Genomic DNA, 13,781 nt, shown 5'->3' with positions numbered 1-13,781 from the left:
AGTTCATCTCAGTCTCCCCCTTATTTTTTCACTAGCATACTATTCCCTCGATTGAGGTATTATAAAGCTAGTTGCACAATTTGTCGTTTAGGAGTGGGTCGCATGGAATGGTCGGTCATAATCAGTTGGGGGCTGTATATCGTCCTCGGGTTAAATTTATTGTTCGCTTTAGCAGTTATCTTCGCGGAGCGCCGCGATGTCGGTGCCACCTGGGCCTGGTTGCTCGTATTATTTTTCCTACCGATCCTTGGATTTATCATCTACTTGTTCCTCGGTAGACAGCTTAAAAAAGATAACTTCTTTAACTTGAGTGTTGAGGAACGATCGTTTCATTCGTTGCAAGTCGAGAGTCAAATCGAACAGATTCGTCGCAAAGAGACCGCCCTCTCGCAACCGCTGTTTGCGAAGTACGAACAGTTGATCGAGATGAACTTGCGCTCATCGAAGTCACTCATCAGCGTCCATAACAAGTCGACCATCATGCATGACGGTGAACAGAAGTTCAAGGCGCTGATGGACGATATTCGGAGCGCCGAGACCGAGATCAACATCCAGTACTACATCATCCAGCGTGATGCCCTCGGGAAGGCATTGATCCACGAGTTGATCGAGCGCGCCAAAGCGGGCGTCAAAGTCCGGCTGTTGTATGACGCGGTCGGATCGCGCAGCCTCCGCGATTCAGACTTTAAGGAGTTGATCGCGCATAACGGTGAAGTCCGTGTCTTTTTCCCACCGACGTTCGGCTTGATCAATTTCAAGTTGAACAACCGGAACCACCGAAAAGTCGTCATCATCGATGGGAAGATCGGCTACGTCGGCGGCTTTAACGTCGGTACCGAATACCTCGGCCTCGTCGAAAAGTTCGGCTATTGGCGCGATACCCACCTCCGGGTCGAAGGGGACGTCGTCTACCACCTGCAGCACCGGTTCATCTTGGACTGGAACTTTTCGGGGAGCAAGCATCACGACCCTGAAAACTCGTTCTGCTTCGCGCACCATGATATTAAAGAGCAGTCACCGATGCAAATCGTGACGAGCGGACCGAACTCGGACACCGAGCACTTGAAGAATATGATGATCAAAATGATCGCGTCTGCCAAGCAGCGGGTCATCATCCAAACGCCATACTTCATCCCGGATACGAGCTTTATGGACGCCTGCAAGATGGCACTCCTCTCCGGTGTCGAGATGGACATCATGATTCCCGGAAAACCGGATCATCCGTTCGTCATGTGGGCGTCACTATCGTTCCTCGGTGAGCTGCTCGATTACGGGGCGAACGTCTATATGTACGACGAAGGCTTCCTGCACGCGAAGACGCTCGTCGTCGATGACGAAATTTCGACCGTCGGCACGACGAATTTGGACGCCCGCAGCTTCCGCTTGAATTTCGAAGTGAACGCCATCATCTACGATGAGCGGGTCGCTCTTGAGCTCGCCTCGTTGTTCGAGTCGGACGTCGCCGTCAGTCGGCGCTATACGGTCGACGACTATGCGAGCCGGAAGTGGACCGTTCGTATGCGTGAAGGTGTGTCACGGTTGCTCAGCCCAATCTTATGACCGTTGTGAGATCGCGCCAGCGGTCTCTTTTTTATGTCCATCAGCCGACAGATTCTAGATTTCAGCTTATTTTTATCATATTTTAGCTAATATTCTTCCAAATAAGGGTATAAAGTATCAGTACGAACGTCCTAAACTCTCGTTTCGTTAAAGAAAGGAGGAAGTATGCGTTCGCGCATATGTCATTCTATGGCTGATCAAGAACGAATTCACCAAGACACCCACACCATGAAACCCGATCCTTCCTCGTGGGACCAGTTACCGATCGGTCTCTTTGCATTCGATACGTTCGGACGCATCATCAGTTACAACGATTCATTTGTCGACTTACTCGGGGACGTCCCGATGACAAGCTCGACGTTTGAACGGTGCACGACCTCAACGTTTGACTTATACGGTGCCGTTGCCCGTGTATTGGCAGGCGAGACCGTCCGTTTAGCCGGTTGGTATACCCCTCCGAATCGACAGCCCCGTTTCGTCCGGACGACGATGTCACCCAGCTTTCAGGCTGACGGCCGAATCGACGGCGGGGTCGGCGTCATCGAAGACACGACCGAACAGCGACGTTATGAAGAACGGATGGAGCATCTGTCGTCACTCGACCCGTTGACCGAGTTATTCAACCGTAAAAAAGTCGGCGACGTCCTGACCTCGGCTGTCCAAGATACGGTCGACACGAAAGCACCTGCCTCCGTCATCATGCTCGATATCGACTACTTCAAGCTCGTCAACGACACGTTCGGTCACCCGACCGGCGATCTCGTGTTGCGTTCGATCGCTCAATTGCTCCGCCGCAATATAAGGAAGACCGATTCGATCGGTCGCTGGGGCGGCGAGGAGTTTTTAATCGTCGCCCCGCAGTCGACACTTACTGATGGCATCCAGTTGGCCGACAAGTTACGTCAAAAAATCAACGACGAACCGTTCGGTCCGGTCCCGCACGTCACATGTTCGTTCGGCGTTAGTTCGCTTGATGGCGGAAAGTCCGTCGAACAAGCACTTCAAGACGCGGACGAGGCGCTGTACGTGGCAAAAAACTCAGGCCGCAACCAAGTGTCGAGCAAACGATGATATGAACTCTAAGAAGAATCGAAGTGTACCAAAAAGGCAGAGCGGATCCGCTCTGCCTTTCGTTTATACATTGAATCGTGATACGAGTTCTTGCAACTCCTCCGCCATATCGGCGAGTGCTTTCGCGGATTGCGACACTTCCTCCATCGAACCGAGTTGGTCTTCTGTCGTTGCAGCGACTTGTCTCGAGGCGTTCGAGTTCTCATCGGCGATGTGAGCGATTTGCGTCGCCGAAGCCGATACTTCTTCGACGTTCGCCGCGATTTCTTCGACAGTGGCCGTCACGTCCTCGATCCGTGGCGTCATCTCCTGCGTCCGTAACATGATCTTCTTGAAACGCTCCGCCGTGTTCTCGGTCGTCTCAAGACCTGCTTTCGTATGGGCCGATACTTCTTTCATCAACGTGACAGACCGCTCCGTCTCTTGCTTGATGTTCTCAATCAACTGCGAAATTTGCTTCGTCGAGTCCTGTGACTGTTCTGCTAACTTCCGAACTTCACTCGCGACGACGGCAAACCCTTTCCCGTTCTCACCGGCGCGGGCAGCTTCAATCGCTGCGTTCAAAGCGAGTAAGTTCGTCTGCGTCGCGATGCCGTTGATCACATCGACAATGTTTCCGATCTCATTCGAGCGGTGGGCGAGCGACTGGATGACTGCGCCGAACGTCTCGACCGATGTGTCGATCGCTTTCATTTGCGACACGTTATGGGTAACAGCTGCGGTGCCATCTTCCGCTTCAATCGCCGTCTCACGAGACAGTTCCGATACGTCTGTCGAGCTTTCAGCGATACGCATGATGCCTGCTGTGATTGCTTGGAGTGAGACGGCATTGTCATCGAGCTGACGTTTCGAATCGTCGGCCCCGGCCGCCATCTGCTGGACTGCTCCCGCGATTTGTTCTGAAGAGGCCGTGTTCTGTGCCGAGTTGGCCATCAGTTCTTGCGATGAGGCGGCGACTTGTCCGATCGATTGATCGAGGTTGATGATGATCGAGCGAAGCGACGCCGTCATTCCGTTGAAACTTTCAGCGACCCGGCCAATCTCATCGTTCGAGTCGACGACGATCTCCTCAGTCAAATCTCCCGCTTGAATCCGTTCCGCGCCCGTCGTCAAACGGTTCAACGGTCGAATGATCGAGCGTAAAATGAAGTATAAGATGATTGAGGCCAAAAGACTCATCGCAGCAATCACGCCCACGGTCGTCCACAGGATACCCACCGTCTCGTTGGTGATTTCTTCATCGTACAACGTTCCAGCCACTTTCCAGCCGGTCAAGTCGTTCGTCATGAAGTCCATCTGTTTCCCTTTGTTTTCAAACTCATATGAGAAACGTCCTTCATTTTCTGCATAGAGCGGTCCAACCCATTCTCCTTCACCTTTCTCACCGGCAGCAAATGTCGGATGCGTCACGAACTGTTGGTTCGCATCAAGGATCGTGACGTAGCCTTCTTTCCCGATTTGAATGCCAGTCGCGACTTCAGCGATATCGTCAACGTCGACGTCGACCGCAATGACGCCACGACCGTCATCGGTTGTCTGCGATAGCGTAACCATCATTTTACCTGATGACGCATCGACGTAAGGGTCCGTGATAACGACGTCCCCTCCAGCACCATCTGCTGCTTCGTACCACGGTCGTATCCGGGGATCGTAATCATCCGGTAATGTTTGCGTCGGGTAGATTGTCATCGCGCCTTCAGTGGATGCGTAATAGATGTTCGTCACTTTCGGGTGGGTCGCTAAATATTCGACTAATTTTTCCTCTAACCCAAGGTTGTCTTCCCCTTCTTCGTAGAGCGACTCGTCGATCCGCCCCGCAAAAAAGGCGACATCGCGCTCGATTGGTTCGATCAGGTTCGTGATCTCATCATTCATCCGCTCCACACCCGCGTGCGCCGACTGCATGATTTGATCCGTGATTTTTTGTTTCGCCTGGTAATAGGCGACGAAGCCGATCAATAACGATGGAATCAATAATAAGAGCAATGACATCGTGATCAACTTTTGTTTAATGCTGATGGCTCGTTGTTTCGTCCGTTTCATAAATAACCCCTATTCCCGAGAATACCTCTCGCTACGTTAACCTATGTATCGGCTAGAATCGGGTCTTTTTTGATAACCCAGACAAAAAATCGTCACCGTTTTTCTATTTTTGTCAATTGAAAACCTTTTCATTCGACAGTTTGTCAAATTAAGCGCAACACTTCATCCACTCGATGATTGCCTCGTTCAGTTCCACTTCCTCACCCGTGATCAAAGTACTCTCAACATCTTTTATAGCTCTATTTTTCAATTACTTAGCCCTCGACACGAGTAATTGTTTGAACTTGTTTTCTGTCCAGCTTTCCAACCGGTGTATAAGGCAACTCCTCAACAAAAGCGATTTCTCGAGGAACTTGGTATGCTGCCACTCGTGTGCGTAACCAGCTTAAAAGTGCTTCTTCAGTCATTTTTTTATCAGAATACAGCTGTACGAATGCCTTCAGAATTTTGCCAGCGTAGACATCCTCTATACCGATTACAGCGACGTCTTCGACACTCGGATGAGTGCACAAAGCAACTTCTATTTCCGACGGATAGATATTGTTGCCGGCTGAAATGATCAAATCGTCTGTTCGTCCACACAGGAAATAATAGCCGTTCTCGTCCCGGTATCCGATATCGCCAGTTTGAATCCAGAGGCTTGGGCTGTTTTTCATTGACCACTTATTCCGAATACAAAATTGCCCAATACTGCCGGTTTCAACTTCTTTCCCATCCACTACTACCTGCAATTGACTTCCCGAAATTGCTTTTCCAAGCGTGTTTGCATGATAGTTTAAATCTTCAGGTGTAGCAATGATATTCAAGCCGGCTTCCGAAGTTCCGTATAGATTGTATAAGATATTTCCCAGATGATTGTTTACTTCATCCACTAAAACCGGATTTAGTTTTGCACCTCCAGACGCAATGCAAGCTAGAGAACCGAGCGCTTCTTTATCGTGCTTCAACATTTTATGAACCATCAAAGGAACTACTGTGACAACTTCTACCTGATGCTGCCGAATAAGGGCGCATGCTCTTTTCGCATCAAAGCTCTCCTGAATGACAACTTTCTTCCCCAAAGCAAAAAATGATAACAGGACAGCGATGCCGTAGTCATGGTAAATCGGCGTTGCAATATAGGCAGTGCTGTACGTTGGCAGCTGCAGTCGGTTCAGTAAAGCAGCAAAAGGATCCAGGAAACTAAAGAGGGATGGGCGGTGAATCGCTTGTTTGGGCTTTCCAGTGGTGCCACCGGTCAACAGCACAATCTTTCCGCTGGAAGAGGCCGTCAATTTTTCTTTTCTATGTAGAGCCGAATCCGACAAACTGTTGATGGATTCATTTTTTTCATGATAACTGACGATTTTTGAATGTTGGTAAGACGATTTTTCAATCAATCCGCTAAACTCTTCGTCGTAAATCAGGAAGTCGAAGTGATGTTCTTGCACTAGCCGATTGAACTGCAGTTGACTCATGGAACAATTGAGCAAGTATATATCTGTGCCGAGCCGCGAAGCAGCAAAAATGCCCTGCACGAAGGAGGCGTGATTTTTACAGAAGAATGCCACTTTATGTCCTTTACAAATCCCATGCCTCTCTGCTAGAAGATAAGCGAGATTTTCACAGTGCTTCTGCAGCTCCTGATAATTGAGTGTTTCCCGACTATCCACCAGAGCTGTTTTTTGGCCTCTCGTCTTTTCTGTCAATGAAAAAAGAAGCATAAGGTTTACACCGTTTTGACGGATCGCGAAGCAAAGACGTCCTAAGTTTGATGGGGAAAGAAAATTGAGCTGCGACAATATTTTCAGCAAATTAAACATCGCCTCTTTCACGCTCCTTTTTTCTTAATAACCTGAGGACGATAAACGATAACGGTGATCTGAAAATAACTGAAGCCCATTGACCTAGAATCAGCCACCACGGTTTATAAACTTTTCTTTTCGTATACAAGGCGTGTCCGATCAGTTCCGCCACGTGACCCGGTGACATGGCAGGGGAAGTCTGATAAGCAAGTGTCGGTTTAATCATTGGTGTCTTCACAAGAGGAAGATAAATGGAAGTGGTGGCAATGTTTTTGATTTTCAGTTCCGGCTCCGCCGAGCGCAACCACGTATCAAAAGCGGTTTTCGACGCCTGGTAGGCAGCCCAGTGAGGTATAGGGAATAGCAACACATTTATGGTGGAGACATTGATGATGTGCCCGTTCTTTTTCGCAAGCACTGGAATGAGCGATAGCAACAACTGTACCGGAGCAAAATAATTAAGCGCCATGGTACGTGTGAAGTCATGGTAACGATCCAGCGACTGGGCAATTGGACGGTTGATGGAGATTCCGGCATTGCTGACGACAACATCCACTCCGTCCGTTAATTGATGAAGAAATACCAGCAATCCTTTTCGTTCCTCTTCATTGCGCAAATCTGCCGGGAATACCGTTACACTGGCTGTAGCTTTTTCGATTTCGACTTTCATGACGTTCATGTTGGCTTCTCTGCGGGCCACCAGAATCAGATGCGCAGTTGTATTCGCTAATAGATAGGCGAACTCCTTGCCGATTCCTGAACTCGCTCCAGTAATCAGGACAGTCTTTCCATCCATCTCTTTTTTCAGCTTCTCGAAATTGAGGGAAGGCGATAAAAATAGGGCTCTCTCCAGTAGAGTGTAGTTATGCATTTAGCCAGCACCTTTTTGTAAGATATCGTTATAAAATCAGGAATCTTCCGACTCTTATTTTTATAAATTTTACCATTTAAACCCTATTAACGGAATGGATAAGGAGAAAAGATAAACATCGTCCTCCCCTTACCTTGTAATCGTTTTTTAGGTGTCACCTCTGCATCAATCTTCGAGATACATATCCAAATGCAACAACTCGTCTCGCAGCGGCGACAAATCGTTCAACGAATGGACGCCCATCATATAGTCGTACCCAAAGAACACTTTGAACCTATATTCTTCGTCTGACTCATTCACTTTATACTCTAACTCGGCGTAAAGCGTATTCCTTAACATGAGGCGAAGCATGTTCGGGATTTGGTCTCGTGACAGCACCTTCCCTAGCTTCACTTTTTTGCGAAGGTCTCTCATCCGGATCGGATAGAGCGCATTGAACGCGCATTTCGAAGAGGCTCGATACGCATAGTCACGTCGCTCAAGATAGGAGACGGTCAATGTCTTCACTCCTAAATAGCCCATGATTCGCTCAATCGCTTTAACGTAATTAGACTCCATGCGGAGATATTCCTCCAACGTGAAGACGACACCTTCAAACGTTTGATCGATGTCCGAGATTTCCGTCCACTCGTCAATCTTCCCTCTCGTTTCAGGATGATATTTGGTTATGTTATACATGTTCATGTAGTCACCTATTTTGCTATATATTTGTGTGTTGTCTAAATAAAACGGACGCGACAGTTTCGTCGCGTCCGTTCATGCCCCGATGATCGCATCATGGGTCGCTTCCGTCCAGCCATAGGCGACTTCGCGCAACGCGAGTTCGCCGAACAAGCGCTCTTTCGCATCGACGACTCGTCCTTGGCGCTGTTCATAAAACGCCCGATGCGGGTTCAGCTCGAGCGCCCAGATGAGAACACCACGGCTAGACATCGTTTGGACCGCGCGTTCGAGTAAGAGTGAGCCGATTCCGTTCCGTTGATGGTTTTCTAAAATGTAAATCGCGTAAATCTCGTTCGGATGGTCCGGATAGTCCCCCGTCCGCTCGTCCCCATACAAAACGAAACCAACGATTTCCTCATCGACTATGGCGACGAATCCGCTGACTTCGCGGTTAGAAAGGGCAGTTCGGATTTTTTCCGACCACTCGATCGAGCCAGAAGAGAGCTTTAATAAAACCTCAGTCGGAACGATCCCCCGATAAGTCGTTCGCCAACCGTTGACCCTGACGCGTGCGATCCCGTAAGCGTCTTTCGGCTCAGCTTTCCGTATTTGCATCCGTACCCCCTCCTATCCTAAGTTTTACAAGTAGTTTACCACAAATCACCGAATCGAAATCACACATCTTCTCGAAACGACTGACAATCATTTGACAAAAAACGACCGTAGGAATCCCTACGGTCGAGTTTGTTAAGCGACATCACGCGTTGGCTCTGCCGTCGCTGTCGTAAGTGGTTTTTTCAAGAACGAGAGGAGGAGTGCTCCGACGAGTGCTCCGACGAGAATCGCAAGTGCGTAGAGACCCATGCTCATCGCGACGTTTCCAGCTCCTTCAAGTAATGGGAAGACGAAGATCCCACCGTGCGGCGCCGGCAATTGGATGGTGAAGAAAGCAGATAAGCCACCGGCAATCGCTGACCCGAGGATCGCTGACGGCAACACCCGGATCGGGTCGGCCGCAGCGAACGGGATAGCCGCTTCTGTGATGAACGAGGCGCCCATGATGTACGCCGTCTTACCAGCTTCACGTTCTTGTTTCGAGAACTTCTGACGAGCGAACACGGTTGACGCGAGCGCGACGAGAAGCGGTGGCACCATGCCACCTGCCATGACGGCCGCCATGACTTCTTGGTTTCCGGCTGTAAGTGCCGCCGTACCGAACACGTATGCTGTCTTGTTGATCGGACCGCCCATATCGACGGCCATCATACCACCGACGATGACACCGAGCAAGATGGCGTTAGCACCACTCATGCTGTTCAAGACTTCCATCAACCATGTCATGAACGCTGCAATCGGTTGGTTGACGACGAGTAACATGATCATCCCAGAGATGAACGAACCGAGCAACGGATACAAGAGGACCGGTTTGATCCCTTCAAGCGAGGCCGGAAGTTTTGCGAGTGCTTTGACTAAGAAAAGGACGACGTAACCAGCAAGGAAACCGGCGATGAGTCCACCGAGGAAACCAGCGCCACCTTGACTAGCGAGCAAACCGGCGACGAGACCTGGTGCGAGACCCGGACGATCGGCAATCGACATCGCGATGAAACCGGCGAGAATCGGGACAAGGAAGCTAAATGCCGCTCCACCAATCGTATTTAATTGGGCAGCAAATTCATTGAACGACGGGTCATCTGGGTTAGCCGAGTTGATGCCCCAGAAGAAACTGATGGCGATCAACAGTCCACCAGCGACGACGAGTGGGAGCATAGCCGATACACCGCTCATCAAGTGCTTATAAATCCCAGTGCGTTGATCTTGCGAAGCTCCAGACTTGCCTGATGCCTTGTATACAGGTCCGTCTTGTTTGACGGCCCGGTTGATCAACTCTTCCGGTTTACGGATGCCTTGCGCGACCGGAACTTCGATCACATGTTTTCCGGCGAACCGCTCCATTTCAACGGCCTTGTCGGCAGCGACGATGATTGCTGTCGCTTTGGCGATATCCGCTGCCGTCAATTCATTTTTGACGCCGGTCGAGCCGTTCGTCTCGACCTTGATGTCGACACCCATCGCTTCTGCTTTTTGTTTCAAGCTGTCTGCTGCCATATACGTGTGTGCGATGCCGGTCGGGCAAGCTGTGACTGCCAAGATGTATGGTGCGTCCGCTTTGACTGATTTTTCGGCAACAGGTGCCGCTTCGGCCGCTTCTTTTTCTTCGATCGCGCGAATGACATCGTCTTCAGACGTTGCCGCATAGAGACGTTCCTGGAATTTTGGATCCATCAGGAAGACTGATAATTTCGAGAGTGTCTCCAAGTGTTCGTTGTTGGCGTGTTCGCCTGCAGCGATCATAAAGAACAAGCGGCTGTCTTGACCGTCGAGCGCTTCATAGTCGATCCCGCTCGAGCGACCAAAGGCGATCGCGGGTGCTTTGACAGCTTTCGTCTTCGCGTGCGGGATGGCAATCCCTTCACCGAGTCCGGTCGTGCTTTGCGCTTCGCGGGCCAAGATGGCGTCGCGATAACCGTTCCGGTCCGATAGCTTACCGGCCCGGTCGAGCACGTCGACGAGTTCTTCGATGACGTCCGCTTTTGAACGACTGCGGAGATTCAGTTGGATCGTGTCCTTTTTGAGTAGGTCCGTGATGTTCATGTTGTTTCCTCCAATCGTGATAGTGGGGTGACGTCGACTTCGCCGACCAAGCGGTCCACGTCTTGTTTCGTACAGAGGCCAAACGTATAAGCAGATGCACTGCCGGTCGTGACCGCATAGCGGAACGCCTTGGTTGCGTCATGGTCTAAAATGTTGGCGACAAAACCGGCGACGAGTGAATCGCCCGATCCGACCGAATTGACAAGTTTCCCGCTCGGAGTATTCGCCGTATAGGCGCCTGAACCGTTGACAAGCATCGCTCCGTCTCCTGCGAACGAGACGATGACGTTTTTGGCGCCACGCTCGACTAACTGTTCAGCGTAAGGTAGCGCCTGGTCAAACGTCTCGATGTTGACGTCAAACAGTTCACCGAGCTCGTGATGGTTCGGTTTGATCATGAGTGGTTCGAGCGAGAGCACTTCTAGCATCGCTTCTTTTGTCGTATCGACGACGAAGTCGGCTCCGTTCGCTCGAACTTTCTCAGCGAGCGTCCGGTAAAGTGTGCTCGGCAGATTGCTAGGGATGCTTCCGGCCAAGACGACGATATCACCTGCTTGGACGTGTTCGAACTGTGCCGTCAACTGTTCAAGTTCCGTGTCCGAGATGACAGGACCACTCGCATTCAATTCCGTCTCTTCTTTCGCCCGGATCTTGACGTTGATTCGGGTCTCGCCATCGACTTCGATGAAATCGGTCTCGACACCCTTGTCCGTCAACGCTTTCTTAATGAACTCACCTGTCGTCCCGCCGATGAATCCTAGTGCGACCGTATCGGCGTCAAACTCACGTAGGACGAACGAGACGTTGATACCTTTTCCTCCGGCCCGTTGCGTCGTCTCTTGGATGCGGTTAACCTCACCTAAGACGACTTCTGGCAAAGTGACGTAATAATCGATTGATGGATTAAGTGTTAATGTGTAAATCATTGGGCGTTCACCACCTTTGTTAATGTTTGGACTGAACTGACGTACGGTGCATCGCTAATCGTGATGAGTGTCGCCGCCTCGAGGGGCGCGACTCGGCTGAACGAACGTTTCCCGAATTTTGAATCGTCCGCCAAGATGTAGGCTTCCCGAGCTAGTTCAATCGCTGTCTTTTTGACGAGGGCTTCTTCTGGGTCAGGCGTCGTGTAACCGGCTTCTAGGTCGACACCGTTGATACCGAGAAAAGCGACATCGACCCGATAGTTCATCATGCTCTCGCGGGCGTTGTAGCCGACGAGCGCTTGCGTCGAACGTTTCAACTCGCCGCCGATCACGAACGTCTTAATGTCGAGATCGAACAAGTCGTTGGCAATCGGGAGGCTGTTCGTGACGACGATGACTTTCTTACCTGTCAAGTAAGGGACCATCGCCTGTGTCGTCGTCCCGGCATCGAGATAGACGGACATCCCGTCTTCGATGAACGTCGCGGCCTTCCGTGCGATCGCGACTTTCTCATCGACGTGCCGATCCCGTTTTTCCTCGAACGTCGGTTCGTCTTCAGCGCGAACGACGAGCGTTGCCCCGCCATGAACCCGTTCAAGGTAGCCTTCGACCTCAAGGTCTGTCAAATCACGGCGGATCGTCGACTCTGACGCCCCCATCCATTCGACCAACTCTTTCAGCTTGACGATCTTTTGTTCCGACAACCGTTGCAAAATCATCTGATGTCGTTGTTTCGTTAACATCGTATTCCCTCCGTATCTCTAATATAAAGCGTTTACATTCAAAAAACAATCAAAAACATTCAAATTCATTCACTTTTTATCTTATTGTCACAATTATAACATAAAAAACGGTCAACTAGTGACCGTTTTAGACTGTTATTCATTATTTGATTAACCAATCGTTCAATTTCTGTAACAGCTGTGGATGAAGCGGGGCCTCGATCGCCTCACGATATTCTTTGTGCAACGTTAAAAGTGAATGCGGGCTCGTCCGTTCGACGAGCAGGTGGTTCATATCTTTAATGATATAGCTGTCGACATCGCCTTTCGTCCGCAGTGAATGGACGTGTTCAGGCGGGACTTGTACGTCACGGTCACCAGTGATGGCAAGCAGCGGGACGCGCACGAGCTCGAGCCGTTCTCGGACGTCATACGACGCATGTTCACGAATCCATTTGGCGTTGACGACTTGGCCTCGGTATTTGAACGCAGCGACGTTCGTCCGGAGCGAGCGCTCGAGCAGATCGTCTTGCCGTTGTCTGACTTTTTTCGGGACGCCGGTCAACCGGTAAAACATCCCTTTCAACCCTTTCACGCGCCCGATCTCGGACGCGAGCGCGTCGGCTTGATGTAAAAACATCTGTTTCGACGAGTCGTTGAAGCCGGCGAGTAGGATCAATCCGGACGCATTTGTCTCGAGTTGAACGGCCGGGGCGATGACCGCCCCTTCGCTATGGCCAAGCACGTAGACATCGCCTGTTTCAGGCAACCGTTGGATCGTTTTCACGACTTCGATCGCATCGTTGACCAAGTCATGGAGTCCGACTTTATTAAAGTCACCATCCGACTCCCCAATCCCTTGTTTGTCGTACCGAAATACGTTGACGCCCATGCCATATAGCGCGTCGGCTAGTTTTTTATACGTATTGAACTGGACAGGTCCGACATTGCCGTTCCGGTCACTCGGCCCGCTCCCGCTCAAGATGACGACCGTCTTTCGCTGCCCGTCATGCAATGATAACGTCCCGGCTAACTCACCATAGTTCATCTTAATCTTCATAGCTCGTTCCATTGTATCGCCTCCTCTTTCATCATACCGGACATCGCGACGCGTATCGAGTAAAAGTAAAGGGCGTCATCATCTGATCCTTCGATGTTTCGGGACTGAGTTCAGAAATGAATTGAATTCCCGCTATACAAATCCGACCAAACTAAAAGGTTAATTATTCCAAATTGTCGAAATGTAGTATTAAGAACCTATGCCCACTTCATTATATGAAGTAGTATGCTTTATCGGCAATTCAATCTCATTTACAGAAAGGATTACGAGAATGCTTGAAAAAATAGTAAGGCACAGTTGGAATGCTCTCTCAGGCACGTTTGTTTTGGTCAATTCGTTTGGGTTAACTGTCGGCCGAGCGGTTTTTGCGGAAACGGATACGCCAGAATACAGATGGTACTTTATGTTGTGGTTTGCACTGTGGAC

General features: G+C 50.2%; 11 protein-coding genes. 2 read left to right on the top strand and 9 right to left on the bottom strand.

The window, feature by feature from the left end; all coding sequences use genetic code 11:
• Window positions 1–102 precede the first annotated feature (102 nt).
• Together cls and EVJ24_RS07220 are read left to right on the top strand one after the other, a co-directional pair.
• Window positions 103–1,560, top strand: coding sequence for a cardiolipin synthase (cls, locus tag EVJ24_RS07225; RefSeq protein WP_131440585.1), 1,458 nt, complete (start codon window positions 103–105; stop codon window positions 1,558–1,560).
• Between the two features lie 228 nt (window positions 1,561–1,788).
• Window positions 1,789–2,631 (top strand): sensor domain-containing diguanylate cyclase, encoded by an 843-nt coding sequence (locus EVJ24_RS07220; RefSeq protein WP_161568738.1) that lies wholly within the window; start codon window positions 1,789–1,791, stop codon window positions 2,629–2,631.
• Between the two features lie 63 nt (window positions 2,632–2,694).
• Here EVJ24_RS07220 and EVJ24_RS07215 read toward each other — a convergent pair whose 3' ends face one another.
• From EVJ24_RS07215 to EVJ24_RS07175, 9 genes are all read right to left on the bottom strand, one after another.
• Window positions 2,695–4,674 carry a methyl-accepting chemotaxis protein gene (locus EVJ24_RS07215; RefSeq protein ID WP_131440580.1) on the bottom strand — a complete coding sequence of 660 codons (1,980 nt, stop codon included), beginning with the start codon at window positions 4,672–4,674 and terminating at the stop codon, window positions 2,695–2,697.
• 254 nt (window positions 4,675–4,928) lie between these two features.
• Window positions 4,929–6,488, bottom strand: coding sequence for a class I adenylate-forming enzyme family protein (locus EVJ24_RS07210; RefSeq protein ID WP_236637589.1), 1,560 nt, complete (start codon window positions 6,486–6,488; stop codon window positions 4,929–4,931).
• The gene (locus EVJ24_RS07205) at window positions 6,469–7,329 is read right to left on the bottom strand and encodes an SDR family NAD(P)-dependent oxidoreductase (protein ID WP_131440578.1); all 861 of its coding nucleotides are present in this window, start codon (window positions 7,327–7,329) and stop codon (window positions 6,469–6,471) included. The genes EVJ24_RS07210 and EVJ24_RS07205 overlap by 20 nt, the downstream gene beginning before the upstream one ends.
• Window positions 7,330–7,494: 165 nt before the next feature.
• Complete coding sequence (locus EVJ24_RS07200) at window positions 7,495–8,007, bottom strand: hypothetical protein (RefSeq protein ID WP_131440576.1); 513 nt, start codon at window positions 8,005–8,007, stop codon at window positions 7,495–7,497.
• A 78-nt stretch (window positions 8,008–8,085) separates the two neighbouring features.
• Window positions 8,086–8,607, bottom strand: coding sequence for a GNAT family N-acetyltransferase (locus tag EVJ24_RS07195; protein ID WP_131440574.1), 522 nt, complete (start codon window positions 8,605–8,607; stop codon window positions 8,086–8,088).
• A 132-nt stretch (window positions 8,608–8,739) separates the two neighbouring features.
• Window positions 8,740–10,647, bottom strand: a complete 1,908-nt coding sequence (locus tag EVJ24_RS07190; protein ID WP_131440572.1) for a PTS fructose transporter subunit IIABC — start codon at window positions 10,645–10,647, stop codon at window positions 8,740–8,742.
• Window positions 10,644–11,573 (bottom strand): 1-phosphofructokinase, encoded by a 930-nt coding sequence (gene pfkB / locus EVJ24_RS07185; RefSeq protein WP_071397431.1) that lies wholly within the window; start codon window positions 11,571–11,573, stop codon window positions 10,644–10,646. Before pfkB ends, EVJ24_RS07190 begins: the two co-directional genes overlap by 4 nt.
• The gene (locus tag EVJ24_RS07180; protein ID WP_131440570.1) at window positions 11,570–12,316 is read right to left on the bottom strand and encodes a DeoR/GlpR family DNA-binding transcription regulator; all 747 of its coding nucleotides are present in this window, start codon (window positions 12,314–12,316) and stop codon (window positions 11,570–11,572) included. The genes pfkB and EVJ24_RS07180 overlap by 4 nt, the downstream gene beginning before the upstream one ends.
• A 142-nt stretch (window positions 12,317–12,458) precedes the next feature.
• Window positions 12,459–13,367 (bottom strand): alpha/beta hydrolase, encoded by a 909-nt coding sequence (locus tag EVJ24_RS07175; protein WP_131440568.1) that lies wholly within the window; start codon window positions 13,365–13,367, stop codon window positions 12,459–12,461.
• Window positions 13,368–13,781: the final 414 nt, after the last annotated feature.

It is taken from the genome of Exiguobacterium sp. SH1S21, from assembly GCF_004337175.1.
Taxonomy (GTDB): domain Bacteria; phylum Bacillota; class Bacilli; order Exiguobacteriales; family Exiguobacteriaceae; genus Exiguobacterium; species Exiguobacterium aurantiacum_A.
The sequence above is the reverse complement of the archived record's forward strand: the minus strand, read 5'-3'. Positions and strand labels throughout refer to the sequence as shown.